Annotated in this window: 29 protein-coding genes; 17 read left to right on the plus strand and 12 right to left on the minus strand. The window is 68.2% G+C overall.

Annotation, left to right across the window (positions count from 1 at the left end):
- Positions 1-98: 98 nt before the first annotated feature.
- Positions 99-1,913, minus strand: coding sequence for a LamG-like jellyroll fold domain-containing protein (locus tag ACZ5ZX_RS00130; RefSeq protein WP_465499904.1), 1,815 nt, complete (start codon positions 1,911-1,913; stop codon positions 99-101).
- Positions 1,914-1,990: 77 nt separating this feature from the next.
- Between ACZ5ZX_RS00130 and ACZ5ZX_RS00135 the strand changes: the two genes are divergently transcribed.
- Positions 1,991-2,548 (plus strand): hypothetical protein, encoded by a 558-nt coding sequence (locus ACZ5ZX_RS00135; RefSeq protein ID WP_465499905.1) that lies wholly within the window; start codon positions 1,991-1,993, stop codon positions 2,546-2,548.
- Here ACZ5ZX_RS00135 and ACZ5ZX_RS00140 read toward each other — a convergent pair whose 3' ends face one another.
- Both ACZ5ZX_RS00140 and ACZ5ZX_RS00145 read right to left on the minus strand, forming a co-directional pair.
- Positions 2,549-3,013 carry a DUF6328 family protein gene (locus ACZ5ZX_RS00140; protein ID WP_465499906.1) on the minus strand — a complete coding sequence of 155 codons (465 nt, stop codon included), beginning with the start codon at positions 3,011-3,013 and terminating at the stop codon, positions 2,549-2,551. It abuts the gene before it with no gap.
- The gene (locus tag ACZ5ZX_RS00145) at positions 2,958-3,920 is read right to left on the minus strand and encodes a DMT family transporter (protein WP_465499907.1); all 963 of its coding nucleotides are present in this window, start codon (positions 3,918-3,920) and stop codon (positions 2,958-2,960) included. Before ACZ5ZX_RS00145 ends, ACZ5ZX_RS00140 begins: the two co-directional genes overlap by 56 nt.
- Positions 3,921-4,004: 84 nt before the next feature.
- On the opposite strand from ACZ5ZX_RS00145, the gene ACZ5ZX_RS00150 reads away from it, so the two are divergent.
- The gene (locus ACZ5ZX_RS00150; protein ID WP_465499908.1) at positions 4,005-4,553 is read left to right on the plus strand and encodes a superoxide dismutase; all 549 of its coding nucleotides are present in this window, start codon (positions 4,005-4,007) and stop codon (positions 4,551-4,553) included.
- Here the strand turns inward: ACZ5ZX_RS00150 and ACZ5ZX_RS00155 are convergent.
- Both ACZ5ZX_RS00155 and ACZ5ZX_RS00160 read right to left on the minus strand, forming a co-directional pair.
- The gene (locus tag ACZ5ZX_RS00155; RefSeq protein ID WP_465499909.1) at positions 4,550-4,951 is read right to left on the minus strand and encodes a TIGR03667 family PPOX class F420-dependent oxidoreductase; all 402 of its coding nucleotides are present in this window, start codon (positions 4,949-4,951) and stop codon (positions 4,550-4,552) included. The two genes, ACZ5ZX_RS00150 and ACZ5ZX_RS00155, sit on opposite strands and share 4 nt — an antisense overlap.
- A gap of 43 nt (positions 4,952-4,994) precedes the next feature.
- Positions 4,995-6,965, minus strand: coding sequence for a DUF2339 domain-containing protein (locus ACZ5ZX_RS00160; protein WP_465500983.1), 1,971 nt, complete (start codon positions 6,963-6,965; stop codon positions 4,995-4,997).
- Positions 6,966-7,365: 400 nt separating this feature from the next.
- Here ACZ5ZX_RS00160 and dusB point away from each other — a divergent pair, with 400 nt between their 5' ends.
- From dusB to phoU, 6 genes are all read left to right on the plus strand, one after another.
- Positions 7,366-8,511, plus strand: coding sequence for a tRNA dihydrouridine synthase DusB (dusB, locus tag ACZ5ZX_RS00165; RefSeq protein ID WP_465499910.1), 1,146 nt, complete (start codon positions 7,366-7,368; stop codon positions 8,509-8,511).
- Positions 8,512-8,534: 23 nt separating this feature from the next.
- The gene (locus ACZ5ZX_RS00170; protein ID WP_465499911.1) at positions 8,535-9,368 is read left to right on the plus strand and encodes an alpha/beta fold hydrolase; all 834 of its coding nucleotides are present in this window, start codon (positions 8,535-8,537) and stop codon (positions 9,366-9,368) included.
- A gap of 58 nt (positions 9,369-9,426) precedes the next feature.
- Complete coding sequence (gene idi / locus ACZ5ZX_RS00175) at positions 9,427-10,038, plus strand: isopentenyl-diphosphate Delta-isomerase (protein WP_465499912.1); 612 nt, start codon at positions 9,427-9,429, stop codon at positions 10,036-10,038.
- 65 nt (positions 10,039-10,103) lie between these two features.
- The gene (locus ACZ5ZX_RS00180) at positions 10,104-10,841 is read left to right on the plus strand and encodes a GGDEF domain-containing protein (RefSeq protein WP_465499913.1); all 738 of its coding nucleotides are present in this window, start codon (positions 10,104-10,106) and stop codon (positions 10,839-10,841) included.
- 837 nt (positions 10,842-11,678) lie between these two features.
- Positions 11,679-13,076, plus strand: a complete 1,398-nt coding sequence (locus tag ACZ5ZX_RS00185) for an LCP family protein (RefSeq protein WP_465500984.1) — start codon at positions 11,679-11,681, stop codon at positions 13,074-13,076.
- A 92-nt stretch (positions 13,077-13,168) separates the two neighbouring features.
- Complete coding sequence (gene phoU / locus ACZ5ZX_RS00190; RefSeq protein ID WP_465499914.1) at positions 13,169-13,831, plus strand: phosphate signaling complex protein PhoU; 663 nt, start codon at positions 13,169-13,171, stop codon at positions 13,829-13,831.
- Positions 13,832-13,914: 83 nt separating this feature from the next.
- Here the strand turns inward: phoU and pstB are convergent, their stop codons facing one another.
- The 6 genes from pstB to ACZ5ZX_RS00220 form a co-directional block, all read right to left on the minus strand.
- Positions 13,915-14,691, minus strand: a complete 777-nt coding sequence (gene pstB / locus ACZ5ZX_RS00195; RefSeq protein WP_037320403.1) for a phosphate ABC transporter ATP-binding protein PstB — start codon at positions 14,689-14,691, stop codon at positions 13,915-13,917.
- 10 nt (positions 14,692-14,701) lie between these two features.
- Positions 14,702-15,619: a phosphate ABC transporter permease PstA gene (pstA, locus tag ACZ5ZX_RS00200; RefSeq protein WP_465499915.1), complete on the minus strand. Its 918-nt coding sequence runs from the start codon at positions 15,617-15,619 to the stop codon at positions 14,702-14,704.
- 2 nt (positions 15,620-15,621) lie between these two features.
- Complete coding sequence (gene pstC / locus ACZ5ZX_RS00205) at positions 15,622-16,539, minus strand: phosphate ABC transporter permease subunit PstC (RefSeq protein ID WP_465500985.1); 918 nt, start codon at positions 16,537-16,539, stop codon at positions 15,622-15,624.
- Positions 16,540-16,751: 212 nt separating this feature from the next.
- A complete protein-coding gene (gene pstS, locus ACZ5ZX_RS00210) occupies positions 16,752-17,879 on the minus strand; it encodes a phosphate ABC transporter substrate-binding protein PstS (RefSeq protein WP_465499916.1) in 1,128 nt (375 codons plus the stop codon).
- A gap of 229 nt (positions 17,880-18,108) precedes the next feature.
- Positions 18,109-18,984, minus strand: coding sequence for a mycothiol synthase (gene mshD / locus ACZ5ZX_RS00215; protein ID WP_465499917.1), 876 nt, complete (start codon positions 18,982-18,984; stop codon positions 18,109-18,111).
- 67 nt (positions 18,985-19,051) lie between these two features.
- Positions 19,052-19,804, minus strand: coding sequence for a winged helix-turn-helix transcriptional regulator (locus tag ACZ5ZX_RS00220; RefSeq protein ID WP_465499918.1), 753 nt, complete (start codon positions 19,802-19,804; stop codon positions 19,052-19,054).
- Positions 19,805-19,947: 143 nt separating this feature from the next.
- Here ACZ5ZX_RS00220 and ACZ5ZX_RS00225 point away from each other — a divergent pair, with 143 nt between their 5' ends.
- The 9 genes from ACZ5ZX_RS00225 (at position 19,948) to ACZ5ZX_RS00265 (ending at position 25,910) form a co-directional block, all read left to right on the plus strand.
- The gene (locus tag ACZ5ZX_RS00225) at positions 19,948-20,844 is read left to right on the plus strand and encodes an LmeA family phospholipid-binding protein (protein WP_465499919.1); all 897 of its coding nucleotides are present in this window, start codon (positions 19,948-19,950) and stop codon (positions 20,842-20,844) included.
- 19 nt (positions 20,845-20,863) lie between these two features.
- Positions 20,864-21,286 (plus strand): TlpA family protein disulfide reductase, encoded by a 423-nt coding sequence (locus ACZ5ZX_RS00230; protein ID WP_465499920.1) that lies wholly within the window; start codon positions 20,864-20,866, stop codon positions 21,284-21,286.
- A gap of 241 nt (positions 21,287-21,527) precedes the next feature.
- Positions 21,528-21,962, plus strand: a complete 435-nt coding sequence (locus ACZ5ZX_RS00235; RefSeq protein WP_465499921.1) for a DUF4395 domain-containing protein — start codon at positions 21,528-21,530, stop codon at positions 21,960-21,962.
- 21 nt (positions 21,963-21,983) lie between these two features.
- On the plus strand, positions 21,984-22,820 hold the full coding sequence (locus ACZ5ZX_RS00240; RefSeq protein ID WP_465499922.1) for a sulfurtransferase: 837 nt from the start codon (positions 21,984-21,986) through the stop codon (positions 22,818-22,820).
- On the plus strand, positions 22,820-23,131 hold the full coding sequence (locus ACZ5ZX_RS00245) for a DUF1416 domain-containing protein (RefSeq protein WP_037320418.1): 312 nt from the start codon (positions 22,820-22,822) through the stop codon (positions 23,129-23,131). The genes ACZ5ZX_RS00240 and ACZ5ZX_RS00245 overlap by 1 nt, the downstream gene beginning before the upstream one ends.
- 253 nt (positions 23,132-23,384) lie before the next feature.
- Positions 23,385-24,011 (plus strand): heme-binding beta-barrel domain-containing protein, encoded by a 627-nt coding sequence (locus ACZ5ZX_RS00250; RefSeq protein ID WP_465499923.1) that lies wholly within the window; start codon positions 23,385-23,387, stop codon positions 24,009-24,011.
- Positions 24,012-24,025: 14 nt separating this feature from the next.
- Positions 24,026-24,637 (plus strand): 5-oxoprolinase subunit PxpB, encoded by a 612-nt coding sequence (gene pxpB, locus ACZ5ZX_RS00255; protein WP_465499924.1) that lies wholly within the window; start codon positions 24,026-24,028, stop codon positions 24,635-24,637.
- On the plus strand, positions 24,634-25,509 hold the full coding sequence (locus ACZ5ZX_RS00260) for a 5-oxoprolinase subunit C family protein (RefSeq protein ID WP_465499925.1): 876 nt from the start codon (positions 24,634-24,636) through the stop codon (positions 25,507-25,509). The genes pxpB and ACZ5ZX_RS00260 overlap by 4 nt, the downstream gene beginning before the upstream one ends.
- Positions 25,497-25,910 carry a hypothetical protein gene (locus tag ACZ5ZX_RS00265; protein ID WP_465499926.1) on the plus strand — a complete coding sequence of 138 codons (414 nt, stop codon included), beginning with the start codon at positions 25,497-25,499 and terminating at the stop codon, positions 25,908-25,910. The genes ACZ5ZX_RS00260 and ACZ5ZX_RS00265 overlap by 13 nt, the downstream gene beginning before the upstream one ends.
- Here the strand turns inward: ACZ5ZX_RS00265 and ACZ5ZX_RS00270 are convergent.
- Positions 25,903-26,757, minus strand: coding sequence for an aminodeoxychorismate lyase (locus ACZ5ZX_RS00270; protein ID WP_465499927.1), 855 nt, complete (start codon positions 26,755-26,757; stop codon positions 25,903-25,905). The genes ACZ5ZX_RS00265 and ACZ5ZX_RS00270 overlap by 8 nt on opposite strands.
- Positions 26,758-26,787: the final 30 nt, after the last annotated feature.

Consider the following 26,787-nt stretch of genomic DNA (forward strand, 5'->3'; position numbering starts at 1 on the left):
TCAAGGGAGACCCGGTATCACTCCGGAAATGATCGTGCGCGATAATGGGGACCACAGCCCACCATTACCGCGCACGATCCGTGCTGCCCGGGTACCGCTCAGCCGAGCATGAACTCGCGGGGCTCCAGCGCCCTCCCCACCACGCGGACGTCGCCGAGCCAGCCGTGGAACGCCTGCTCGACGATCGAGTCGTAGGCGTAGGCCCCGATCAGCCAAGGGCCACCGGGGTTCGCGATCCCCGCGGCCGCCGTCTTCGGATTCCGCAGTACCGGGCAACCGTCGACGTACAGCGTCGTCCGCCTGCCGTCGTTGACAGCGGCGACGTGGATCCATTCCCGCAGTGCCAGTTCATGACCCCAGCAAGTGGAAATCCCGTTCTGGTTCACCGGGAACACCGCCCACTGGAACGCCGCACCGTCCGAAAGGGACAGTGTCGCGGCCGGCTCACCGGGGTCGTCACCGGTCTTGCCCGCTTTGCCGCCGGAGCCCTGCCTGCCGAAGAGCGCGGCCCAGGAATGCTTGCCGTCCTTGAAATCGGCGGGCAGCTTAACGAAAGCCTCGATGGTGTAACCACGCGCGAACGTCTCCGCGTTCATCGGCGCGGAGTCCGCGGTGCGCAGGTAGCCGCCGCGCGCGGGCTTCTTGCCGCCGTCGAACCGAAGGCTCGACCTCGACGGCTGCCGCGCGGAGAACTCACCGGAGAACCGCACCGCGTCGGGCGCGCTGCCGGGCAGGGTCACCCGGACCAGGTCGTTGCCCCGGCCGGACAGGTCGCGGACCCCGGAGACCGGCGTGCCGTCCTGCCCTTCGAACCGCCAGTACGCCACGGTGCCGCGGATCAGCTGCCGGTCGGCCGGCCGGGCGGGCGGGACCGGGACCGGCGCGAAACCGGCGAACCTCGCCTCGAAATCGATCTCCAGGCTGAAGTAGTCCACCGGACCGGTGCGCTCGATCTCCCGCCGCTGCAACTCGTTCAGCCGCGGCGCCTGGTCGGCCAGCCACGGTGAGAACGTGCGGACGTCGATGACGTTCCGCGCGAGGTCGAACCGGTAGAGCCGGATCATCGCGCTGCCGCCGTAGTACCGATCCTGGTAGTTGGTGATGTGCAGGTGGACGTCGTTGCCCGCCTTGTTCCGCTTCACCGTGCGGCCCGGCGGCCAGTAGTGCCCGTTGAGGGTCAGGAAGATCTGGTCGTTCCCGTCGACCAGCTCGTCCCACACCTGCTGCCCGAACTCCGAGAGCCGCGCTTCGCCGGCCTCGTCGGCCCATACCAATTCATGGATGGTCAAAATCGCCGGAAGCCGGGGATTTTTCGCCAGTATCGACCGCGCCCACTCCAGTCCGCCCGCCGACGGCCGCCAGTCGAGCGCCAGCAGCAGCCACTCCCGGCCACCGGCGCGGAACACGTGATGGCTGTTGTAGCCGTCCGGGCTCGCGCCGCGGAAGGTCCGCGAACCGCGTTGCCGCTGCGGGCCGAAAGCGTCGAGATACGGGGTGCGGCCGCGCTGGTCGTCGGTCGAGGACTTGATGTCGTGGTTGCCGGCCAGCGTGCTGTAGGGGAACCGGCGCCGGTCCAGATGCTGGAACGACCGGCTGATCTGGTCGAACTCGCCCGGCTGACCGTTCTCGGTGAGATCACCGAGATGTGCCAGGAAGACGATGTTCTCGTCCCCGCCGGTGACGTACCGCAACGTCGCGTCCAGCGGCGCGGGGTCGCCGCGGTCGGCGTCGAAGAGGTACTGGGTGTCGGGCAGGACCGCGAGGGTGAAGCAGGTGTCTTCGGTGTCCAAGCCGTGGCGGCCGGGGGTCGCCGAAGCAGCCGGTGCGCCGAGGGTGGGCAACGCGGACACCGCCGCACCGGCGCCGAGCAGGCCGGCACCACGCAGGAAGGTCCGTCGGGAGGAGTCGTTCACGGCCGCAACCTACGGTCGCGGAGGCAACGGCTCCCGAACCGCGGATGAACACTTGCTCCGCTCGGTACCTTCATCGTATGGGGGAAACCGAGACACCCGAACGGGTCAAACGCTGGCCGGTGCTCGCCGGGGTCGGCGTGGTGGTCGCCGCGGCGGCCTGGTGGATCGTGGACGAGATGCCGTCGGTGGACGAAGCCGTCGCCCGGGAGGCGCTACCCGGGATCGACGAGCATCTGCGCGCGTGGACGACGGCGGCCGCCCGCTCCGGTGATCCCGGCATCCGCTGGGTGTGCACGCAGAAGGTGATCGAGACCCGGCCGGACGGCGATCTCGTCGACATCGGCCTGGTCGCGAGCTGCGACGAGGTCGCGAAAGAGGGCGACGGGCTCGTCACGCGCGGCGGATTCCGGCGGCAGCCGATGGTCTACCGCGTGGAACGGACCCCCGGCGGATACCGCGTGCTCGACCGGAAGTTCGCGGAGGACGGCGCCGGCTACTCGCGTTCGGTCAAGGAGATGTTCTCGTGGGTCGGCGCCCGCCGGGTGCTCGGCGGCGCGAGCCCGGACGACCCGAAGTCCGTGTCCGCCGCCGCGTTCGGCCTGCCCGAAAGCACGCCGGTGCGCACGGGCCGGTGATCAGTCGCCGTTGCGGTCGATCTTTTTCGGCACCACGAACCACATGACGACGAACAGCACCGCCGACACCACGCCCAGGAACGCCATCGCGATCGGACCGTAGACGACCTTGGCGATGAGCGAGACCGTCGTGGTGATGGCGGCCGCGAGGCAGCCGAGTCCGATCAAGACCGAACGGTTGCCGACGGTGAGGATCTGCTCACGATTGCCGGTGCGGAACAGCAACCGGTGCCACGCCGCGGGCGCCGTGAGCAGCACGGTCGAACAGACCGTGAGCAGGACCGCCGTCAGGTGAACGGCTTTCTCGAACCCGCTCGCCTGGTGGAACTCGTCGGTGAACACCACCGTGAGCAGGAAGCCGAAGAGGATCTGGACGCCGGCCTGCGCGACGCGGAGCTCCTGCAGGAGCTCACTGACGTTGCGGGTGAGGCGCTCGTTCTTCGTCTCCCCGGTGTGCTCGACCATGTGGCGGCTCCAAGACCATCGGTTGACGCCTGACCTTTTCATGCCAGCCGAGCGAAGTCACCGTTACGACCACGACGGCGAGGCCGAGCCACTGCGTGCCGGACAAATGCGCGTTCAAGAACGATACGCCTATAACGGCCGCCGTGACCGGAAAGGCCAGCTCCGCCAACGTCGCCCTGGCGGCCGGGGTCGACCGCAAGCCCCAGTAGTACAGGCTCAGCGCCAGCAAACCGGGGACCAGCGCGAGCAGCCCGAGTCCGAGCGCGTTGTCCCAGCCGACCGTGAACCGGCCGCCCTGATACGCCACGATGCCGGCCGCGACCGGAAGTCCGACCGTGAAGCGCAGGGTGGTGACCTCCTTCGGCGCCAGTTCGGTGGAGAGCAACCGGCCGAGCACCGTACCCGCCGCCCACAACGCGGCCGCGCCGATCGCCAGCAGCGCCGCCTTCGCCGCGGCGAGCTGGATGTTCAGCGGATCCTTGAACGCCAGCAGCCAGGCACCCAGCAACGCCGGGATCGCGAAGAAGGCGTATCCGGGACGCACACGCTCACCGAGGACGAAGAACGCCGCGAGGACGGCGAAGACCGGCTGAAGCTTCTGCAGCACCAACGGCGTCACCGGGTCGCCCAGTTTGAAGGCGGCGGTGAACATCGCCGTCGCCAGCGCGGACGAGCCACCGCCGATGGCGAGCACGGCCAGCCATTCCCGCGGGCCGCACCGGCGCAGCGCGCGGAAGGCGCCCGGGATGAGCGGGCTGAGGACGAGCACCACCAGCAGGTGCTCCCAGAAGACGACCGTGGCCGCCGGGAGCGCCTCGGCGAGCGGAAGACGCAGAAGGCCGTCAGTGCCCCAGAGGGCCGCGGCGACCGCGACCAGCCAGGTGCGATCCGGAGGGTTGGTACTCACATTTCCTGCCCATGGTTTGAGAATGATCGCCCGACCGAGTGACCGGTCTGGCGTGCCCGATGTCCCGCGGACTAGGCAGGGGACATGCGCCTCGTCCCCCTCATGACCGCTGTCGTGTCCACTGCCGCGTTACTCGCCGTCGTTGGCGCCGGAACGGCCGCCGCCACCGAAGCCCCGGTGCACGTCATCACCGCCAAGGGCAAGCTCACGACGTACAAGCCGGAACTGGTCCCGCCCGGTGCCCGCGCGCACGTCTTCGGGTTGACCTCCAAGGCTTTCGGCACCTCGACCGCGGTCCTCGTGACCGGTCTCCTGCCCAACCGCGAATACGGCGCCCACGCGCACACGAAGCCCTGTGGCGCCACCGGCGACCTGGCCGGACCGCACTACCAGAACGTCGAAGACCCGGTGAAGCCGTCGGTGGATCCGGCCTATGCCAACCCCCGCAACGAGATCTGGCTGGACCTCACCACCGACGCCACCGGCCGCGGCGTCGCCGTGTCCAAAGTGGACTGGACGTTCACCGATCGGCGGGCGAATTCGATCGTGATCCACGAAACGCATACGCACACCGACCCCGGCCACGCCGGGACCGCGGGCGCCCGGCTGGCCTGTATCACCGTCGGTTTCTAGAAACCCCAGGTGCGCTCGGGCCGGATCCTGATCCGGACGCTGTACTCCCGGTCGAATTTCGGGACGTCGTAGTCGATCGCGGGGTAGTGCTTCTCGTACTTTTCGAGGAAGCCGGGCTGCTCCGACGCGAGACCGTCCGGCAGGATCTCGGCCTTGCCGCCGATCACCAGGATCGAGCCGCCGTGCTCGTCGCTGTTGAAGTGGATGCTGACCTCGGGGTTGGCTTCGATGTGCCGGGTCTTCGCCGTGTCCGGCTGGCTGAAGACGATGACGTCCTCGCCGTCCAGCACGAACCACACCGGGCGGGGCGAAGGCCTGCCCTTCGGGCTGATGGTGGTCAGCCAGGCGATGTTCTCCTTCGCCCGCTCGGCGAGCCGTGGATCGGGTCGGTAGCTCATGAACCGACCAACCACGACCCGGCGGCTTTTCTTCCTCGTCCGCTCAGCGAGACGCGACGAGTTTCGCGTAGCGCGTCCCGGCGCCGAGCAACACCAGGCCGGCGAGGAGGAAGGCCGCGACCCTGGCGAGGCCGTCGAGCGCGGAGAGGTCGAACAGCACCAGCTTCAGCACCGCGGCCCCGACCAGCACGAAACCGATCACCCGGAGACTGACCGCGGAGATGCCGCGGATGAGCAGCACCAGCGCGGCGACCGTCCAGGACACCGTGATCACCACGTGGCCGATCAGGAAACCCGAGCGGCCGGGAACGGCCAGCAGCGCGCCGCACAGCACCATCGCGCCCGCACCGTAGAGCCCGCAGACCCCCGCGAAGAGCCACGGCACCACGTTGTCCGACGCCGCCTTGAACAGTCCGAGCCGGTGCGCGACCCACGGAAGCGTGATCGAGACGGCCAGGATCGCGACGGCCACCAGCAGAGCGGCGGCGAGGTCGGCGTCCGGACGGGGCCGGATCAGGAAGAAGAGCGTCGGCGGGACGTCGAAGGCCAGTGCGATCAGGCCCCCGATGACGGCGAAGCCCAGGCCACCGAAGAGCGCCACGTGCTTCTTCGTCCACAGCGCGACCAGCGCCAGCAGGACACCCTCGCCGATGAGGATCGCCGACCGGGCACTGCCGTCGAAGAGGGTCATCGTCGTCTGCAGGGCCGCGAGGAGCCCGGCGGCGCCCGCGAGGTCACCCGTCCAGCCGCTGAGCCACTGTCCGGCCGCCCACACCCCGAGCAGCACCAGCGCGACCGACGCGGTGACGAGTACGGCCGGGGTCTTCGGCAGGAACAACGCGGCGAGCAACGACGGCGCGGGCGCGGCAGCCAGCAGGGCGAGCGCGGCGGCGTCCCCCGGCCGTTTGGTCGTGACGATCAGGGCCAGCGCGAGTCCGACACCTCCCGCGGCCAGCGCGGCGGCGGTGTTGGCCGTGCTACCACCGAAACCGGTGAACGCCGTGCTGAAGACCGCCGCGACCAGCGGCGGAATCCCCGCGGCGACCGCGACCGACGGCCACGACTGACGCAACTGCACCGGCGTCGAAGCGACCTGGACCACCAGCAGGAACGCGACCAGTTCGGCGGTGAAACCCTGCGTGATGATCGGCGCGCAGACCACACAGCCGAGCACGACGGCCGTCGCGAGCAGCGAAGACTTCCACCGCACGGCCAGCAGCAACCCGCCGACCGCGATCAGGAGACCGATCGCGAGACCCGCGTAGGCCGGGAGGTACTCGTACATCGTCGTCGCCGCGATGGCGTCGAGGTACAACGCCCCGATCCCGGTCGCGGCGAGCGCGAACGCGCCCGTGCGGCCCGCCGGGGTCCGGTGCAGGCGAAGCCCGATCCCGACCAGCGCCGCGCCGAGCACGGCACCCCCGAGTACCCGCGGCAACGGGCCGAACCAGCCACGCTGGATGGCGAGCACGAGGAACAGCACGACACCGAGCAACGTGACCGCGCCGCCGATCCAGGCCAGCAGCCTGCTGCCGGCGCCTTCCTTGCTCAGCTTCTCGCCGAGCGTCACCTTGGGGGGCGGCTGGTAGGGCTGGTAGGGCTGCTGCGGCGGGCGGGGCTGCTGGTACGGCTGCTGATACGGCTGGCGGTATTGCTGCTGGTACTGCTGCCACCGCTGCTGAGCCAGTGCCTGGGCTTGGGCGTACTGGGCTTGCTGGTGCTGGGCGTGGTGGGGGTATGGGTACACCGGCTGCTGGGGCTGGGGCTGCGGCTGCTCGGGGGTGGGCTGCGGCTGCTGAGCCTCGGCCACCTGCTGCTCTGCGGGCTCCGGCTGTGCTGGGGGCATCTGCTGCGCTGCGGGTGCCTGTTGCGGTGCTTCGGCAGGCGTCGGTGCCGCGTCGGCCTGGACGGTCCGCAGCTCGGTCCCGACCCGCGCGAGGCGGGCCCCAAGATCGTCGATCTCCCCGGCGAGCCTGAGGAGCACATCCCCATCGGTGGTCATGGCGATCAGCATGCGGTCTGGAGCCCGCCGAAGGATCCGTAGCACTACTCAATCGTGATGACGATGTGGTCGCGACCTGCGAGATCATCCCAGTAGTGGCACGCGCCTATGAGCTAGCATCGACGTGTCATCCGGGCGATTCGGCTCCAGTGGTTCGAGTCCGGGTGACACCGAGCGCGACACCGTGGGTGTCGTGCGAGTCGCGAGGCCAGGTGCACCCGGGGAATACCGGGACCCTGGCTTTACGCATTCCAGAGGGCAGGGACGAGTGTCGGCCTGCGTTGATGAAGGATTTGGGACGTTGAGTGTCCCAAATCCTTCATGGACACCAGGCGCAGCTCTGAGCGCGTTCCTGGACGAGGAACACGTCGACTTCCAGCCCACCTGCGAGTGACAGACACCACAGGCGACAATGGAGGACGTGACTGCCACCCTGAGCAAGCCCAGCCTGAAGATCGGCCCCTACGAGGTCGATCCCCCGGTCGTGCTCGCTCCCATGGCGGGCATCACCAACGTCGCCTTCCGGCAGCTGTGCCAGGAGTACGGCGCCGGCATCTACGTCTGCGAAATGATCACCGCCCGCGCGGTGGTCGAACGGCATCCCGGCACGATGCACATGATGACCTTCGGCGAGAACGAAAAGCCCAGGTCCATGCAGCTGTACGGGGTCGACCCCAAGACCATGGCCGAAGCCGTCCGCATCATCACCGGCGAGGGTCTCGCCGACCATATCGACAGCAACTTCGGCTGCCCGGTGGCGAAGGTGACGCGCAAGGGTGGTGGCGCGGCGTTGCCGTTCAAGCGCAAGCTGTTCGCCGACATCGTGCGCGAGTCGGCGAAGGCCGCGGCCGAGGCGGGCGTGCCGTTCACGGTCAAGTTCCGGGTGGGTATCGACGACGACCACCTGACCTACCTCGACGCCGGGCGTATCGCCGAGGCCGAGGGGGCGGCGGCGGTCAGCCTGCACGCGCGCACCGCCGCGCAGCGCTACTCCGGCCAGGCCGACTGGACGAAGATCGCCGCGCTGAAAGAGGCCGTCACCAGTATCCCGGTGCTCGGCAACGGCGACATCTTCACCGCCGAGGACGCGCTGCGCATGGTCGACGAGACCGGTTGCGACGGCGTCGTGGTCGGACGCGGTTGCCTCGGCAGGCCCTGGCTGTTCGGCGAACTCGAAGCGGCCTTCAAAGGGACCGAAATCCCGACGCCGCCGAATCTCGGCGAGGTCGCGAAGGTTCTGCGCCGCCACACCGAACTGCTCGTCGAGCACGACGGGCACGACAAGGCCATGCGCGACATTCGCAAACACATGGCCTGGTACTTCATGGGTTTCCCGGTCGGTTCCGAACTGCGCCGCGGTTTCGCGATGCTGTCCAGTATGGACGAGCTCGACGACCTCATCGCCAAACTCGACCACGACGCCCCGTTCCCCAGTGCCGCCACCGGTCCGCGTGGGCGACAGGGTTCGCCGGGCAAGGTCACGCTGCCGCACGGCTGGCTCGACGACCCGGACGACGACTGCGTCCCCGAAGCCGAGGACATGCACTCCGGCGGCTGAGGCGCCCCCGTAAAGTCGGCGTCGTGATCGAGCAGCTGAGCATCCCCACCGACGCCGGTTCCTTCGACGCCATCGCGGCAGGCCCCGAAGACGGCCGCCCCGTCCTGTTGCTGCACGGGTTTCCCGAGGCCGCGGTGGAGTGGGAGCACCAGGTCGCGACCCTCGGCGTACTCGGATACCGCGCGGTGGCACCGGATCAGCGCGGCTACTCGCCGGGCGTCCGGCCGGAACAGGCGTCCGAATACAACATCGACTATCTCGTCGGTGACGTCATCGCGATCGCGGATCGCTTGGGGTGGAAGGAATTCGACCTCGTCGGGCACGACTGGGGCGGCGCGGTGGCGTGGTGGACGGCCGACGCGCGGCCCGACAGGCTCCGTAGTCTCGCCGTCATTTCGACGCCGCATCCGGCGGCGCTGGCGGAGGCCATGAAGACCGACGAGGACCAGCATCTCCGTTCCGGGTACATGACCGAATGGCGGCAGACCCGCGTCACGGAACGCCGGATGCTCGAGAACAACGCCGACGCGCTGCGCCGTATCTTCGACTGGAAGGTACCGCCCACCAAGGTCGACGAGTACGTTGCGAGACTCGCCGAACCGGGCGCGCTGACCGCCGCGCTCAACTGGTACCGCGCGGGCCGTCCCGGCGGGAAGATCGGCCCGATCGAGGTACCGACGCTCTACATCTGGAGCACCGAGGACGCCGCCTTCGGTTCGACGGCCGCGCTCGACACCGCGAACCGTGTCACCGGCCCGTACCGCTTCGAGATGATCGAAGACGCCTCCCACTGGGTGGTGGAAGAGGCACCGGAGGCCGTCACTTCTTTGCTCGTGGAGCACCTCTCGTCCCACTAACAGGGGTAACTCTGGTCGCGGTACCGGTTACAGCGAGCCGAGTGGTTCAGTGGGCCCGGTGAACAACACGACCGAAGTGGACACCGAACGCATCGTCTACGTGACCGAGGACGGTGAACCGACCGGCGAAACCGCGCCCAAGCTGTCCGCCCACCACGAGCACACCCGGTTGCACCTGGCGTTCTCCTGCTATCTGTTGCGCCGCAGCGACCAGGCCCTGCTGATCACCAGCCGTGCCGCGTCGAAGAAGGTGTGGCCGCGGGTCTGGACCAACAGTGTCTGCGGCCATCCCGCCCCGGGTGAGCCGATCGAGGAGGCCGTCCGCCGCCGCGCCGCCTTCGAACTGGGACTGCCCCGTTTGGACGAGCTCCGTTGCGTCCTCCCGAAGTACCGCTACCGGACGCCGCCGTTCGAGGGAGTGGTCGAGAACGAGTTCTGCCCGGTCTTCGTCGCCTGGGTCGACGACGACCCGAAGCCGCATCCGGACGAGGTCGGTGACTGGCGTTGGCTGAGCTGGAATGATTACGCACGGTTGCTGAATGACGATGTGACTGACGTGAGTTACTGGGCAAAGGATCAGTTTTCGCAGCTCAAAGACGTCGAGCCGTTTTCGTCCTTACGGAACGGTACTTCGGTGCGTGACAATGGCGCCGAACCGTCGTCCACTTGAGCGATATTCACTTTGGCCCGTACCGATACCTCAAGAGATCCCTCCTATACGACGAAAACCAATTCGTGGCGGAGGTGAGCGTGGTAGCCGATGACGAGGCCGCGCTCCCCCCGGGCGCGCCGGGTACGGATCTGCTCAGCATCCACGAGTCGATCGCCGGAGTGCTCGCCACCCAGGGCGACTGGCGGCGCGCCTACCACCATCTCAAGTCCGCCTTCGACCTCGCCCGCGCCGGCAGCCTGCGGGACACCCTGACGTCCAGCTACAACCGGCGCTACCTCGACCAATGGCTGCACGGACCGGCCATCGAACAGCACGGCCCGCCCGGGATCGCGATCGCCTTGGTCGACCTCGACCTGTTCAAAGAGGTCAACGACACGTTCGGGCATCTGGTCGGCGACCGGGTCCTGCGCGAGGTGGCCGACCTGCTGCAGCAAGGGCTACCGCCGGAGGCGTTCTGCGCCCGCTACGGCGGCGAGGAGTTCGCGCTCGTCCTGCCGGACGTCGACGCCGCCCGCGCGGTGCGCATCGCCGACACCGCCCGGATCCGGGTGGCCCGTCATCCGTGGGCACGAATCCGGCCCGGCCTCTCGGTGACGATCAGCGTGGGACTCGCGCACGAAAACCGCGCGGAACCGGGCCGCGCGAGGGAAACGGTGGAACCGGAACGACAGTTGCGCCGCGCCGACGCTTTGTTGTATATGGCGAAACGGGCGGGCCGTAACAAAGTGGCGTATCACGATAACGAATCGTCACGGATGATTCCCCGTTCGATGAACTCGGCGGAGTCCGCCGGCGCCTAGCCACCCACTCGGGCAATGTCGCACTCTGCGTAACGGTATCGCCGCTTTTAACGATACTTTAACCAGGACCGCTCACCCGATCGCATGGACCGTTCGGCGCTTCTCGGTACCTTGTGTGCAGAAAATTCCGGGATGGTTGTCGTCACGAACCTGAGGTGTCCGTACGATAACGAAAGAGCTTCGACGCCAGTTGTGAAAGGAGACCGAGTGCCCGACGAGCACCACAACCCGGGGACCGGTCGCCACAGCAACATCGACAGCAGCGCCGGTGCACGCGGGCAGCGCGGCCGTCGCCGCTCGATGGAGACCCACGGCGGGATCAGCGTCTCCGACGTCGTCGCACGTCATACGGGTGAACGCCCGATCTTCGACCCCGAAGCCGAGACACCGGCTCCGCGCCGCCTCCGGCAGCCCGAACCGACGCCGGAGCCTCCGAGACCCGGTTCGCACGCCGCGAAGGTGGAACCACCGGCACCTCGACGTCCGCGTCCGGCCACCCCGGCCGAAAACCCGGCGGCCGCGCCCCGCCCCGTCTCGCCGCGGGCCCAGGCTGTGCCGCCGCAGGCACCGGTACCGCCACGGAACCCGCACCCCGCCGAGACGCCGCGTCCGCCTCGCGCACGCCAGCCGCGCCGCACTCCGCAGGCCGCGCCGAGCCCCGAAGCGCCGACGCAGCGCCGTCCGCCCGTGGTGAATCCGGGCGCGCAGCAGCAGCCCGCGGTGCCGTCGCCGCCCCGTCGTCCCCGCCGCCCGGCGCAGCGGCCGATCCAGCAGGCACCGGTCCCGCAGCCGTCTGCCCCGCCGCCGATTTCCGGTGACGTCCCGGCGCGGTCCGAAATGGACCGGCTCACGATGACCGACGAACTCGAAGCGATCGACGACGCGACGATCGTCAAGCGCAAGATCGACCACACGCTCGCCCGGTTCTCCGCCGCGCACGACGAACTCGAAGCCGAAGAGGCCAAGAAACGCGAGCGGCGTGAACGGCTCGCTGCCCGCCCGGCGGCACTGCTGGAGCAGACCCGTACGGCACTGCAGCGCGTGGTCACGACCACCGACAGCGACCCCGCCGAAGCCGAGCAGGCGCCACAGACCCGTCTGCAGGAGAAGAAGGAACGCAAGACCAAGCAGAGCGCCAAGGCAGGCCGGATCGCGGCGGCCGTGGTCGCCGCGCTCGTGTTCCTCTCCATCGGCAGCGCGTGGGGCGCGCAGACCTGGTTCGACGCGAAATTCAACACCGTCGCCTCGCTCGACGAGGACTCGGCCGACATCCAGGACGCCGCCGGCCAGACCGGCGACGAGAACTTCCTGATGGTCGGTTCCGACTCCCGCGACGGCGCTGCCGCCGAAGACGGCGTCGGTGACGCGGAAGGCACTCCCGGCGCCCGTTCGGACACGATCATGATCGCGCACGTCCCCGCCGACAGGCAGCGCGTCGTGATGGTGTCCTTCCCGCGCGACCTCGAGATCAACCGCCCCGAATGCAAGCGCTGGGACCCGGCGACCTCGTCGTATTCGGACCAGACCTCGCCGGCGCAGAAGATCGCGAAGCTGAACACGGCCTACGCGGTCGGCGGCCCCCAGTGCGTCACCAAGGTGATCCAGCAGATCACCGGCATGAAGATGAACCACTTCGTCGGCATCGACTTCAACGGCTTCAAGTCCATGGTCGACGCCGTGCAGGGCGTCACCGTGTACAACGAGAAGCCCATCGACGACGAGACGCTCGGCATGGTCATCCCGCAGGCCGGTGAGGTCCGGATCTCCGGTGACCAGGCGCTGAACTACGTGCGGGCGCGGCATGTGAAGGGCGACCCGACGTCGGACTACGGCCGGATCAAGCGGCAGCAGGCCTTCCTCGGCGCGCTGCTGAAGACGGTGATGTCCAAGGACGTCATCCTGGACACCGGCAAGCTGAGCGGCTTCATCGACGCGTTCGCCAAGGCCACCTTCGGCGAGAACCTCGGCATCAAGCAGATGATGACGCTGGCGAAGTCGATGCGCGGGATGGGCTCGGACAAGGTCAAGTTCCTCACCGTGCCCACCACCGGCGAGGCGAACAACCGCGGCAACGAAGTGCTGGTGCAGAGCAAGACGAAGGCCGTCTTCCAGGCGCTGATCAACAACACCCCGCTGGAAGAGAAGTCCCCCGAACCCCCGGCGAGCAGTACGGCGTCCGCTCCGACGAGTTCCGCCAAGTCCGGCGGCGCCAAGAAGAGCAGCAGCTCAGGCTGAAGATCCGCCGAGGGATCATTCGTTAGTCCGGGTTCACGTCAGGTTCACTCTGCGATGCGGCTTTTGGCCCCTCTTCCCCGTAGGGTTGGGCCATGCGTGAGGCTTACCATGTCGAACTCGAACAGCTCGCCGAGAACCTAGCGAGCATGTCGCTCCAGGTCGCCGACGCGATGGAGCGTGCGACCAGGGCATTGCTCGAGGTCGATCTCGGACTCGCCGAGCAGGTGATCAGCGACGACGCGAAGGTCGACGACGCGCGCGCTGAATGCGAGGAGCAGGCGTACGCGCTGCTGGCCCTGCAGGCGCCCGTCGCGACCGACCTGCGGACCGTCCTCGCCGCGATCCACGCGGCGGAAAGCCTGGAGCGGATGGGCGATCTGGCGCTGCACGTGGCCAAGGCCGCGCGCCGCCGTCACCCCGACCCCGTGCTGCCCGAGGCCGTGCGGGGCGACTTCGCCAAGATGGGCGAGGTGGCCGTCAAACTGGCCAGGCAGGCCGAGCAGGTCATCAAGTCCAAGGACATCGAAGCCGCCCGCACGATCGAGTCGGACGACGACGAGGTCGACGAGATCCACAAGCACCTGTTCACGGTCATCATGGACCGGAACTGGGACCACGGCGTCGCCGCGGCCGTGGACGTCACCCTGCTGGGCCGCTTCTACGAGCGCTTCGCCGACCACGCCGTCTCGGTCGCGCGCCGGATGATCTTCGTGGTGACCGGCAAGATGCCCGGCTACGGTCCCGACGAACTCTGATCCGCCAAAGGCACCAAGCGCGTGAAGGCCCCCTTCCCTCGGCTGAGCCGAGGGAAGGGGGCCTTCACGCGCGATAGGGAGGCTCAGCCGAAGCGGCCCGAGATGTAGTCCTCGGTCGCCTTCTCGTCCGGGTTCGAGAAGATCTTCTCGGTGTCGTTCAGCTCCACCAGGCGACCCGGCTGGCCGACGCCCGCCAGGTTGAAGAACGCGGTCTGGTCCGAGACCCGCGCCGCCTGCTGCATGTTGTGGGTCACGATGACGATCGTGTACTCCTTCTTCAGCTCACCGATCAGGTCCTCGATGGCCAGCGTCGAGATCGGGTCGAGCGCGGAGCACGGTTCGTCCATCAGCAGCACGTCGGGCCGCACGGCGATCGCCCGCGCGATGCAGAGCCGCTGCTGCTGACCACCGGAGAGGCCACCGCCCGGCCGGTTCAGCCGGTCCTTGACCTCGTTCCACAGGTTCGCGCCGCGCAGCGCGCGCTCGGCGACCTCGTCGAGTTCCTTCTTGCCCTTGGTACCGCCCAGGCGGAGACCCGCCACGACGTTGTCCCGGATGGACATCGTCGGGAACGGGTTGGGCCGCTGGAAGACCATGCCGATCGTGCGGCGGACCTGCACCGGGTCGACCCCGGCACCGTAGATGTCCTCGCCGTCGAGCAGCACCTCACCCTCGACGCGGGCGCCGGGGATGACCTCGTGCATACGGTTCAGCGTGCGAAGCACCGTCGACTTGCCGCAACCGGAAGGGCCGATGAAGGCGGTGACGTTCCGAGGCGGCACCGAGAGGGTGACGCCGTCCACGGCGTGGAACTTGCCGTAGTAGATGTCCACGTCCTTGACGTCGATTCGTTTGGCCATCTCAAACAGCTCACTTCTTCTTCGGGGCGACAAGACGGGCAAAGAGCATGGCGAGGAGGTTCACGATCGCGATGATCAGCACCAGGGTGAGCGCGGCACCCCAGATCCGGTCGAACGCGACGGTCCCCTCGTTGAACGGGTTGCTGACCCGTTCGTTGTTCATCAGGAGCGGCAGTGCGGCCTGCTCGCCGCCGAAGATGTCCCAGTTCACGTAGGCCGAGTAGCCGACGAGGACCAGCAGCGGCGCGGTCTCGCCCATGACCCGGGCGAGCGCCATCATCACGCCGCCGACGATGCCGGACAGCGCGGTCGGCAGGACGATCTTCATGATCGTCTTCCACTTCGGCACACCGAGCGCGTACGAGGCCTCGCGCAGGTCGTCCGGAACGATCCGCAGCATCTCCTCCGACGAGCGGACGACCACCGGGATCATCAGCAGCACCAAGGCCAGCGACACCGCGAAACCGCTGCGAGGCAGGCCGAGCGTGGTGATCCACAGCGCGTAGATGAACAGCGCCGCGACGATCGAGGGGACACCGGAAAGGATGTCCACCATGAAGGTCGTGGTCTTCGCGAGCTTGCCGCGGCCGTACTCGACCAGGTAGATCGCGACCAGCAGGCCGATCGGCACGGCGATGATCGCGCACACCAGGCCTTGCAGCACCGAACCGATGACCGCGTGCAGCACGCCGCCGCCGACCTCGTCCGAAAGCACCGAGCCGAAGTCTTCGGTCCACCAGTTGCTGTACGGGATCCGCTTGACGCCGTTGATGACGACCGTCGCGAGCAGCCACACCAGTGGCACGACGGCGATCAGGAACGACAGCCAGATCAGGACCGTCGCGACCCAGTTCTTGGTCTTCCTCGCCAGGCTGACCTGTTGGAAGGCCGGTGCGATGGCGGGGGTCTTCTCGAGCGTGGTGGACATGCTCAGTCCCCCTTCTTGGCGATGATGGATCGCGCGAGGAAGTTGACGATGAACGTCAGCAGGAACAGCACCAGGCCGGCCGCGATATACGCGCCCGCCGAGATTTCGTTGTTCAGTTCCGCGTAGTCCGCCGCGATCTTCGAGGCGAACGTGGCGCCACCGTCGAAGAGGCTCCAGGTGAACTCACGGCCCACCGCGCCGGTCAGGATGATCGCGAGCGCGATCGTCTCGCCGAGCGCGCGGCCGAGGCCGAGCATCGACGCGCCGATGTAGCCGGCCTTGCCGAACGGCAGCACCGTGGTGCGGATGACTTCCCAGCGCGTGGCGCCCAGTGCCAGCGCGCCTTCGATGTGGGGGGTCGGGGTCCGCTCGAACACCTCACGGGACAGCGAGGTGATGATCGGCAGGATCATCACGGCGAGCACGATGCCCGCGGTGAAGATCGTGCCTCGCATGTCCGGCGAGACGTTGCCCGCCGCGAAGATCGGGATCCACGAGAAGGTTTCGTTGACCCACTGGGAGAAGGGCTCGATCGTCGGCGCGAAGACCATCAGGCCCCACAGGCCGTAGATGATCGATGGGACCGCGGCGAGCAGATCGATCACGTAGGCGAAGGGCCGTGCCAGCCGCTTCGGCGCGTATTGCGTGAGGAAGAGGGCGATACCGAGAGAGATCGGCATCGCGATGATCAGCGCCAGCAAGGCGGAATAGATCGTGACCAGCAGCAGGCCCATGATGCCGAACCGCATGTCGCCCGGGTCGGTCTGCCAGACCTGGCTGGTCAGGAAGCTCACGTTGTCCGCCTGCAGCGCCGGGACGGCCCGCACCAGCAGGAACAGCCCGATCAGGCCGATCAGCGCGACGACGAAGACGCCGGCTCCGGTGGTCAGGATCTGGAAGATGCGGTCACCGGGCCGCACCGTCCTGGACTTGGGATTCGCGAGGGGCACCGAGGACTTCTCGGGCGGTGACGCGGCGGATTGCGGCGAAATCGGGTCCTCCGGGACGGTCTCGCGGACGGCAGAACGCCCACCGGGGTCGCCGGTGGGCGTTCTGGTCGAAGACGAATCGCTCATCGACTACTTCTGTCCAGCCTGTCTTTACTCGTCAACCTGGGGGTTGGCAACAAGGGTCAGGCGATGGCCTTGACAGCGGTCAGGACCTTGTCCTGCAGGCTCTGCGGGATCGGCACGTAGCCCTTGTCCGCGAGCGGCTTCTGGCCGTCCGTGGCGGCGACGGTCAGGAACGCCTTGACGGCCTTGCCCACCTCGGCGTCGGCGTACTTCGAGCAGGCGATCTCGTAGGTGGCGAGGATGACCGGGTAGGCACCGGCGACGTTGCTGGAGTAGATCGAGTCCAGGTCCAGCGCGAGGTCGTTGGTGCCCTCCTTCTTGAACTTCGCCGCGTCGAGGGCCTTGGCGACGTTCGCCGCCGTCAGCTCGACACCGCCGGAGCCGCTGTCGATCAGGGCGGCCTTGAGGCCGTCCTTCGCGAAGGAGGCCTCGACGTAGGTGATCGCGCCGTCGGTGGACTTCACCGCGTTGGCGACACCGTTGGACTTCTCCGCGCCGTTGCCGACACCGCCGTTGAACTTCTTGCCGTCACCCTGGGTCCAGGCGCCCTTGGACGCGACCTTCAGGTACTTCTGGAAGTTGTCGGTGGTGCCCGACTCGTCGGTGCGGGAGATGACCTGGATGGCCTTGTCCGGCAGGTTGACGGCCTCGTTGCCCTTGACCGCCTTGATGGCCGGGTCGTTCCACTTGGTGATGCCGCCGTTGAAGATCTTGGCGGTGACCTCGGGGGTCAGGGTCAGCTTGTCGACGCCCTCGACCTTGTAGGCGACCGCGACCGGGCCGATCACGAGCGGCAGGTTCCACGCGTCGGCGCCGCAGCGGGCCTTCGCCTTCTCGGCCTCTTCGCCGTCCTTGAGCGGCGAGTCGGAACCGGCGAAGTCGACCTGGTTGCCGTTGAACTGCTTGACACCGGCGCCCGAACCGCTCGGGTTGTAGTTCACCTTCTGGCCGGAGCACTTGGCGGCGTAGGCCTGCACGAAGATGTCGATCGCGGTCTTCTGCGCGGACGAACCCTCCGCCGAGAGCGGGCTCTTGCCCCCGCACTGGACGTCGGCCGTGCCGCTGGGCGCGGCCTGGGCGCCGGAGCCCTGAGGCTTGGTCGCCGCCGGGTCGGATCCACAGGCACCGAGCACGAGGGCGGCGCTAGCCACGATGCCGATCGCGCCCGCGGGCCGCATGATCTTCACTGCATTTCCTCCACTGGGAGACTTTCGCCGGATCGGTGGAACGGGAACGTTCCTGCCGGACCCGGACATTAGGCACTCACAGTGGACAGGTGACCGTCAAAGGGTGAACGAAAGGTGAACAAGGCGCCCGATGTGAGCAGCGCGACTACTCCGAAAGTGGACCGTGTCCCGCACGTGACCTGCGCGTTTGCTCTCCGTGACCGGTCAAGGACCAGACGTGTGAACCCGATTACCGAGCGTATTGGACGTCGACCTCGTACCGGGTGAAGCCGAGCTTCGAATAAACGGCGAGCGCCGGGGCGTTGTCGCCCTCGACGTACAAGATCACCTGGCCGAGCCCGCGATCGCGGAGATACCGCAATCCGGCGAGCGTGAGCGCCTTGCCGAGGCCGCCGCCCTGCGCGTCCGGATCGATGCCGACGACGTAGACCTCGCCGACGGGCTCGCCACCGAATCGGCCCGGAACCGCCTCGTGGACCTTCGTCCAGTGGAAGCCGATGACCTCACCGTTCTCCTCGGCGAGGAAGAAGCCTCCCGCGTCGAACCAGGCCTCGGTCTCGGTCGCGCGGACCTCGTCGGCGGTCAGTGCCCCCTGCTCGGGATGCCAGTCGAAGGCGCGCGCATTGACGCGCACCATCGCCTCCTCGTCCTGGCCGGGGACGAACGTGCGCAGCGTGATCCCTTCGCGCGTCACGGGTTCCGGCCACTCGGCCGTCTCGACGTCGGCGTGCAGGATCAGCAGTTCCCTGGCCCGTTCGAAGCCCTCGGTACCGGCGAGGTGGACGGCGCCGGGGTGGTCCCCGTGCGCCCAGACCCGCAACGGCTTCCCGTCGACGTGCTCGACAAGCGCCTTGACCAGTGTTCTGCCATGACCAGCGCGACGATGCTCGGGGTGCACGAACAGCTCGGCGACCTGGTTGCCGTGCGAGTCGCCTTCGGTGTTCAGGTGCGCGTACGCGACCAGCTCGCCCTCAAGGCGCCCCAGTAGATGTCGCCCACCGGCGAAACCGGTGTCCTCCGGCTTGCCGTCGGCCTCGCGCACGGCGAGGAGGAAGCGGCGGACGTCTTCCGTTTCCGGTTCACCGGTCCACTGCAGATCGAGCATGAAACCGACCCTACCCGGGAACCCTGCCCCTGCCCGGACGTCTTGTCAGGGGAGGAGAGGAAGGGTTTCAGTGCGAGGAAAGCTCGGTCGGTTCGTAGACGCTCGCGTCCGGGGCGATGGCCTGTTGCTTGGCCACCGAACCCTTGGCGGGCCGCTCGAACTTGTAGCCGACGTTGCGCACGGTCCCGATCATCTGCTCGTGCTCCGGACCCAGCTTCGCGCGCAGGCGCCGCACGTGGACGTCGACCGTGCGCGTGCCGCCGAAGAAGTCGTAACCCCAGACCTCCTGCAGCAGCTGGGCGCGGGTGAACACCCGGCCGGCGTGCTGCGCGAGGTACTTGAGGAGCTCGAACTCCTTGTAGGTGAGCTCGAGAGTGCGCTTGCGGAGCTTCGCGGTGTACGTCGCCTCGTCGATGACCAGCTCGCCGACGCGAAGCTCGGCGTCGACCTGGGCCGCGCCGCCGTCGCGAGTGGTGACCAGCCGCAGCCGGGCGTCGACCTCGGCGGGACCGGCCGTGGGGAGCAGGATGTCGTCGGTGCGCCATTCCGCGCTGACCGCGACAAGGCCGCCTTCGCCGACGACGGCGATGATCGGCGTGGAGGCCTCGTCCTCTCCGGCGCCCTTGAGCAGCCGACAGAGGCTCTTCGCGGAGGCGAGATCACTGCGGGCGTCGAGCACGATGACGTCCCGGTGGCCGGCGTCGAGCAGCGCGGTCACCTCGGGTGGACGGACGCGTACGGTGTGGGGCAGCAGATCCAGGGCGGGCAGAACCGCAGTGGCATCTGCTTCCGCAGTCAGTACCAGAAGGTCCAGGCTCATCGCCGCACCGCCTTCACTCGTAGTCGCCTCGAACGTGGCTACAGCCGGTGCTTAGTGAGAATAGCGGGTGAACAGCCGGACACCTACCCCGTGCTGGATCGATCACACCTGCACAAAGGACAACCAGAAGGAGATTCGACGCGATGGTGAGCAGGCCCGTGGCGCGTGACGACCGACCGTCTTCCGGCCGGTCCGCCAAGCGAGGAAAGCGCCGTGGCCGGGGCTGGCTCATCGCCCTCGCGGTACTGGTGGTCCTGCTGGTCGGAGCCGATTTCGGGGCGGCGGCGTTCGCCGAGCACACGATCTCCCAGAAGGCCCGCGAACAGCTGGGCGTGGCCAACGACCCGGCGGTCACGGTGCACGGTTTCCCGTTCCTGACCCAGGCCGTCGCCGGTGACTACAGTCACATCACCATCAACGCGCAGGGCGTCCCCGTGCCGCCGAAGCTGCGCGACGTGGACTTCAACGCGGATCTGAGCGACGTCACGGCACCGCTTTCGGACCTGATCTCCGGCAACACCAAGTCGATCGTCGTCGGCACGCTCAAGGGCGAGGTGACGATCAAGGCGGCGGACATCGCGCGGCAGGCGCCACTGGACAAGATCGAGAACCTGAAGATCGAGCCGGTCACCGAGGACTACGTCCGCAACGGCGACAGCGGGCAGGGCGAGACCAAGCCCACGACGACCACGAACGAGAACGGCGAGCCGGTGGATTCCGCCAGCGCCGGGATCCGGGTGTCGGGCAACGTGCAGATCGGCGGGAACAACACGGAGATCTTCTGCTTCGCGATGATCGAACTGGACGGGCAGAAGATCCGTCTCGAGCCGAAGCGGCTGCAGTTCGGGAATGACAAGGAGACCACCGTCGTTCCCCAATCGGTGCAGGAATTGCTGCTGCCGAACTTCAACGCGACCATCGACACCGGCGCGCTGCCGTTCTCGGTGACCCCGACGGCGGTGCGCGTGAACAGCGGCTCGGTGACCATCAAGGGCGAGGGCAAGAACGCCGCCTTCAGCGGAGCGAAGCCGCAAGGTTGATTGATGCGGGAGTGATCGCATGACCGGGGTTTGGGTGCTGCTGGGCGTACTGGTGCTCGGCGGCGCCGTCGGGGCGCTGCTGCAGGCGCGCAACGGCCGCATCAGGGCCGCCAAGGCTTCTGACGCGTCCCCGCTGCCGGAGCGCGTCTCGGCCGCCCTCGCGCCCGAAGGCGTCACCCTGGTCCAGATCTCGACGACGTTCTGCGCGCCGTGCCGCCACACCCGCGCGATCCTGTCGGCGCTCGCGGACAAGACCGACGGCCTGACCCACGTCGATCTCGACGTCACCGAGACCCCGGAAGTCGCCAAGGCGCTTTCGGTATTGCGGACCCCGACGACGCTGGCCTTGACGCCGGACGGCAGGGAGGTCTTCCGCGTCGGCGGTGTTCCCCGAGGTCAGGAGCTTCTCGAAGTCCTGAAGCCCCACCTGGCGAGCGTCTGATCCCGAATTTTGGGAAGCGTCCCAAGGTGTGAACACGGTTCCCAACCTGAGGGAGCTCTGCGTACCCTCGTGCCCGTGAACAGGCTGCCCCGAACCTTGCTGACCCAGCGCCGCGCAGTGGATCTGTGCCGCGTTCGCAGCAGCCTGTGTCCGGCTCGGCCCGGTATTCGCTGAATCACGCCTTCATGCTCGCGCGCCCTGTCGGGCACGCACCTCTTCCGTCGCTCGTGCAGGAGGAACCATGTCCGCAGGACCGGCCGTCGACCCCCGTGGTCCGCGTTTCGCCGCCATCCTGACGACGATCGTGCTCGCGGTCGTGCTCATCACCCAGTGGTGGCCACTGCTCGCGGCGCAGGCGGTGGTGTTCGCGATCGGTGCCTTCATCGGACTGAAGCAGGCGCCGTACTCCCTGGTCTATCGCTACCTGGTCGCGCCGCGCCTCGGCCCGACGACCGAACGCGAAGACGCCGCCCCGCTGCGGTTCGCCCAAGCGGTCGGTTTCGTGTTCGCGGTCGTCGGCACCGTCGGTTTCGCCACCGGCCTGACCGCGCTCGGGTTCGTCGCGACGGCCTTCGCGCTGTTGGCGGCCTTCCTCAACGCGGCGTTCAACTTCTGTCTCGGTTGCGAGATGTACCTGCTCATCAAGCGTTTCAGTCCCAGCCCTCGCGCGTCCTAACCCAGAAAGAGAGTCAGCTCCATGAGCCGTGAAGACGTCCTGGTCACCACCCAGTGGGCCGAGGAGAACCTGGACACCCCCGGTGTCGTGTTCATCGAGGTCGACGAGGACACGACCGCGTACGACAACGGACACATCCGCGGTGCGGTGAAGTTCGACTGGCGCAAGGACCTGCAGGACGGCGTCCGCCGCGACTTCGTCAACAAGGAGGGCTTCGAGAAGCTGCTGTCCGAGAAGGGCATCTCGAACGACGACCGCGTCGTCCTCTACGGCGGCAACAACAACTGGTTCGCCGCGTACGCCTACTGGTACTTCAAGCTCTACGGCCACGAGAACGTGCAGCTGCTCGACGGCGGCCGCAAGAAGTGGGAGCTCGACGGCCGCGAGCTGAGCTCGGAAGAGGTCAAGCGCGAGCCGACCGAGTACCAGGCCAAGGAGCAGGACCTCTCGATCCGCGCGTTCCGCGACGAGGTCGTCTCCGAGATCGGCAGCAGCAACTTCGTCGACGTGCGTTCGCCCGACGAGTTCTCCGGCAAGCTGCTCGCCCCGGCGCACCTGCCGCAGGAGCAGTCCCAGGTCCCCGGCCACATCCCGGGCGCGCTGAACGTCCCGTGGGCGAAGGTCGCCAACGAGGACGGCACTTTCAAGACCGAGGAAGAGATCAAGGAGCTGTACTCCGACGAGGGCCTCGACGAGTCGAAGTCCACGATCGCGTACTGCCGGATCGGTGAGCGCTCGTCCATCGCGTGGTTCGCGCTGCACGAGCTCCTCGGCTACGACCAGGTGAAGAACTACGACGGTTCGTGGACGGAATACGGCTCGCTCGTCGGCGTGCCGGTCGAGTTGGGAGCGAAATGATGGCGGCAGACGACAGCTGCGGCGCGCCGGTCCAGGAGGCCACGCCCGCCGATTACGACACGCGTGGCCAGGTCGTGCTGGCAGGCAAGGTGACCGGCGCGGAAGGGCCCGTCGGCGGCGCCTTCGTCCGCTTGCTGGACGGCGGCGGCGACTTCACCGGCGAGGTGGTCTCGTCGGCTGACGGTGACTTCCGTTTCTACGCGGCTCCCGGCGACTGGACGGTGCGCGCGCTGCACAAGAGCGGGAACGGTGAAGCGTCGGTCACCGCTCAGGGTCCCGGTGTGCACCAACTCCAGGTCTCGGTGGCCTGACGAGAGCTGAAGGGGCCCTTCACCGCATGTCACGCGGTGAAGGGCCCCTTCGTCGCATCTGACGCGGGGAAGGGGGCCTTCACGCGCGTGTGGGCACGGCCACGCGACCTCGGCAGGCCTGTCCGGGCAGCTAGCGACTAAAGTGCGTGGCGTGGAGATCCTGTTTACGACCCTGCTGGTGCTCGCCGGCGTCGCGATCACGTGGTTCGCCGTGTACGTCGTCTACCGGCTGTACGCCGACCAGCGCTGACCCATGACGGCTAGTGGCGACGAGGCCATCCAGGCCGCGGAGAAGCGCGCGGAAAGCACCCGCGAGCGCAACCTCCCCCAGTTCGACGACATGCCCGTCCCGGGTGACACGGCGAACCTGCGCGAGGGCCCGAACCTCAATGACGCCTGCCTGGCGCTCCTGCCGCTCGTCGGCGTGTGGCGCGGCGAAGGCGAGGTCGACTATCCGACCATCGACGGCCCGTACCGGTTCGGCATGCAGCTGACCATCGCGCACGACGGCCGTCCCTTCCTCACGCACGAGGCCCGTGCCTGGCTGCTCGACGAAGACGGCAACGTCATCCGTCCCGCCGCGCGGGAGTCCGGCTTCTGGCGTCCGCAGGCCGACGACACGATCGAACTGCTGCTGACGCACAACACCGGCATCGTGGAACTCTTCTACGGCAAGCCGCGCGGCAAGGCCTCGGTTCCGGCTTGGGAGCTGGGCACCGACGCCGTCGTCCGCACGTCGACGGCCAAGGACGTCACGGCGTCGCAGCGCCTCTACGGCATCGTCAACAACGGCGACCTCGGTTATGTCGAGGAGCGCGCCATGATGGGCCAGGACCTGCAGCCGCACACGTCGGCGCTGCTGCGTCGCGTGGTGGGCTGACCGGGACGCGTCCCGTGCGGTGGCGGGCCTACGGTGAGCACGCCGCCCTGCTCGACTGCGATTCCCTGAGCCAGACGATCGCGGCGCACGCCACGATCGCGGCCGCGCGCCCGGACGGCGTCACCGAACTCGTTCCCGGTGCCCGCAGCCTGCTCGTGGTGGAGGCCCCGGGTTCCGGGGCTCTCACGGCCGTCCGTGAACTCCTGTCCGGCGCCGATCTCGAACATCCGCCCGCGGGCGAATCCCGCGAGATCACCCTGGACGTCACCTACGACGGCGAAGACCTCGAACTCGTCGCACAGGACGCCGGAGTGTCCACAAAGGACGTCGTACGGCTGCACACCGACGCCGTCTACACCGTGGCCTTCACCGGATTCGCCCCCGGTTTCGGCTATCTGACGGGACTTCCCGAACCACTCCGGCAGCCGAGACTGCCGACTCCGCGCACCAGGGTGCCGCCGGGTTCGGTCGCGATCGCTGGCGAGTTCACCGGGGTGTATCCGCGCGTCTCGCCCGGGGGCTGGCGGCTGATCGGCCACACCCGGACCGTCCTTTTCGACCCGCGCGCCGAACCGCCCGCGTTGCTGGCGCCCGGCGACCGGGTGCGGTTCCGGAGCACCGGATGAGGGCACTCGAAGTGCTCGAGACCGGGCCGCTCGCGCTGGTGCAGGACCTCGGCAGGCCCGGATACGCGCATCTCGGCGTCCCGCCGTCCGGCGCGCTGGACGTCCCGGCGCTGAAGCTGGCCAACCGGCTCGTCGGCAACGACGAAGCCGCCGCGGGCGTCGAGAGCCTGTTGGGCGGCCTGCGGCTGCGCGCGAAGACGTCCTGCACGATCGCCGTGACCGGGCCGCCCGTCACCGTCAGGGTGGACGACCGCGACGTCGGCTCGCACGCGCCCGTGTGGCTGGCTCCCGGCCAGGTCGCGGCGATCGGCGCGCCCGCCAGCGGATTGCGGTGCTATCTGGCGGTTTCCGGTGGGATCGCGGTCGAGCCCGAACTCGGCAGCCGGTCACGCGACGTCCTCTCGGAGATCGGACCCGCGCCACTACGCGTGGGTGACGAACTCCCGCTCGGCCCGCCGTCGGGGATGCCGGGCGGCGCCGACGTCGTGCTGCCCACGGTGGCACCGCCGGAACTGGTCGTGCCTGTCGAACCCGGCCCGCGAGCGCACTGGTTCGCAGGGCTGGCGGCCGGTCTCGCGAAGACCTGGACGGTGACGGCGGAATCCAACCGCGTCGGCCTCCGGCTCGACGGCACCGCCTTGGCGCGCGAGGACGACTATGCCGAGCGGGAACTGCCGAGCGAAGGCCTGTTGACCGGTGCGATCCAGGTGCCGCCGAACGGGCTGCCGGTCGTGTTCTTGGCGGATCATCCAACTACCGGTGGTTATCCGGTGGCGGCCGTGGTGAGACAGGCGTCACTCCCGGCACTCGCGCAGGCCCGTCCCGGAACCCTTCTCCGCTTTCACTCGTCCACGAGGGTGTGGAACAGGTAAAGGTCGACGGTGGCACGGGTGTCATCGACACGAACAGCGTCCCAACCCAACCAGAACTCCCGCAGTCGCTGCGGATCGCGCTGGCCACCGGCCAGATGCGGCGCCCGCTCGGCGACACGCTCCGCCCGCTTCTCGATCTCTTCGCCGACGGCGAGTACCAGGTCACCGGACCCGAGCGGCTGGTCGAAGACCGGTACCTGACCCCGAGCGCCGACTGGCCGCCGTCCGACGTCTCGCGGGTCGGCTACTACCGGACGGCGATCAAGAGCGGGCACCGTCCGGTGGCCGTGGTACTGGAAACGGCGGACGCGGCGGTGATCCTCGACGGGCACCACAAGATCGCGGCCTACCGCGAGGAAGCGATCCTGCCGCATCTGCTGATCATCAGCCCGCTCAGCTGATCGTGTATTCGCTCTCGTAGGCGGCGGCCAGTTCGGCGTGGACCGCGCTGGAGTCGCTCAGCGCGACGCCGTCGAGCGTGTGCACCCTGGTCAGCTTGCGGACCGACGAGGCGAGGAACAGGCCATCACCCTCGCCGAGGTCGGAGACCTGGAGCGGCTCGACCTTGATCGACCAGCCCGCCCGCTCGGCGCCACGGAACAGCGCCGCCTGCGTCGTCCCCGGCAGGATGCCGATGGTCGCCGGCGGCGTGTAGAGCGTCCTGTCCTTCGCGAGGACGACCGTCGAAGTCGGCCCTTCGAAGACCGAACCGTCGGCGGCGGTGAAAATCACATCGCTCGCGCCGCGGCGGCCCGCCTCGCGCAGCGCGGCCATGTTGACGCCGTAGGAAATGGACTTCGCGCCCAGCAACAGCCACGGCGCGCGCTCGGCGAGGCCGGGGTCGATGCCGCGTTCGAGGGTGATCGCCGCGACGCCTTCGACACGGGCGCGCAGAACCTTCTCGTCGATCTCCACACCGAGCGCGAAGCCGAACGGCTTCTCCTCCGGGTCGCCGTCGATCCCCCTGGTGTACACCAGTTTCAGCGCGATCTCGGCGCTGCCGGTCCAGTTGTCGATGACGGTCCGCGCCGCCAGCTCCCATGCGGCGAGATCCGGCGCCGGGAGGTCGAGCATGGCGGCGGAACGGGCCAGTCGATCGAGATGCGGGCCAAGCTCACGAGGTCGCCCGTCGACTACGAGGATGGTCTCGAACACGCCGTCCCCACGAAGGAGTCCGAGATCGTCCACCCGCAGGTGAGCGGCTTCGGGGTCGGCAAGGGTCCCGTCGAGAAAGGCAAGCACGCGCATACCGACACGGTACTCACTAACATGGGTTTT

It is taken from the genome of Amycolatopsis sp. NPDC033938 (assembly GCF_055575975.1).

Excerpts from the sequence above, each read along its gene's own strand:
- ACZ5ZX_RS00270 (WP_465499927.1), bottom strand. The coding sequence starts at position 26,757 with ATGCGCGTGCTTGCCTTTCTCGACGGGACCCTTGCCGACCCCGAAGCC.
- ACZ5ZX_RS00240 (WP_465499922.1), top strand. The coding sequence starts at position 21,984 with ATGAGCCGTGAAGACGTCCTGGTCACCACCCAGTGGGCCGAGGAGAAC.
- ACZ5ZX_RS00225 (WP_465499919.1), top strand. The coding sequence starts at position 19,948 with ATGGTGAGCAGGCCCGTGGCGCGTGACGACCGACCGTCTTCCGGCCGG.
- ACZ5ZX_RS00230 (WP_465499920.1), top strand. The coding sequence starts at position 20,864 with ATGACCGGGGTTTGGGTGCTGCTGGGCGTACTGGTGCTCGGCGGCGCC.
- pstB (WP_037320403.1), bottom strand. The coding sequence starts at position 14,691 with ATGGCCAAACGAATCGACGTCAAGGACGTGGACATCTACTACGGCAAG.
- ACZ5ZX_RS00155 (WP_465499909.1), bottom strand. The coding sequence starts at position 4,951 with ATGAGCTACCGACCCGATCCACGGCTCGCCGAGCGGGCGAAGGAGAAC.
- ACZ5ZX_RS00245 (WP_037320418.1), top strand. The coding sequence starts at position 22,820 with ATGGCGGCAGACGACAGCTGCGGCGCGCCGGTCCAGGAGGCCACGCCC.
- ACZ5ZX_RS00220 (WP_465499918.1), bottom strand. The coding sequence starts at position 19,804 with ATGAGCCTGGACCTTCTGGTACTGACTGCGGAAGCAGATGCCACTGCG.
- ACZ5ZX_RS00135 (WP_465499905.1), top strand. The coding sequence starts at position 1,991 with ATGGGGGAAACCGAGACACCCGAACGGGTCAAACGCTGGCCGGTGCTC.
- pstA (WP_465499915.1), bottom strand. The coding sequence starts at position 15,619 with ATGTCCACCACGCTCGAGAAGACCCCCGCCATCGCACCGGCCTTCCAA.
- mshD (WP_465499917.1), bottom strand. The coding sequence starts at position 18,984 with ATGCTCGATCTGCAGTGGACCGGTGAACCGGAAACGGAAGACGTCCGC.
- ACZ5ZX_RS00160 (WP_465500983.1), bottom strand. The coding sequence starts at position 6,965 with ATGCTGATCGCCATGACCACCGATGGGGATGTGCTCCTCAGGCTCGCC.
- ACZ5ZX_RS00140 (WP_465499906.1), bottom strand. The coding sequence starts at position 3,013 with ATGGTCGAGCACACCGGGGAGACGAAGAACGAGCGCCTCACCCGCAAC.
- ACZ5ZX_RS00150 (WP_465499908.1), top strand. The coding sequence starts at position 4,005 with ATGCGCCTCGTCCCCCTCATGACCGCTGTCGTGTCCACTGCCGCGTTA.
- ACZ5ZX_RS00185 (WP_465500984.1), top strand. The coding sequence starts at position 11,679 with ATGGACCGGCTCACGATGACCGACGAACTCGAAGCGATCGACGACGCG.
- dusB (WP_465499910.1), top strand. The coding sequence starts at position 7,366 with ATGGAGGACGTGACTGCCACCCTGAGCAAGCCCAGCCTGAAGATCGGC.
- ACZ5ZX_RS00235 (WP_465499921.1), top strand. The coding sequence starts at position 21,528 with ATGTCCGCAGGACCGGCCGTCGACCCCCGTGGTCCGCGTTTCGCCGCC.
- ACZ5ZX_RS00260 (WP_465499925.1), top strand. The coding sequence starts at position 24,634 with ATGAGGGCACTCGAAGTGCTCGAGACCGGGCCGCTCGCGCTGGTGCAG.
- ACZ5ZX_RS00250 (WP_465499923.1), top strand. The coding sequence starts at position 23,385 with ATGACGGCTAGTGGCGACGAGGCCATCCAGGCCGCGGAGAAGCGCGCG.
- phoU (WP_465499914.1), top strand. The coding sequence starts at position 13,169 with ATGCGTGAGGCTTACCATGTCGAACTCGAACAGCTCGCCGAGAACCTA.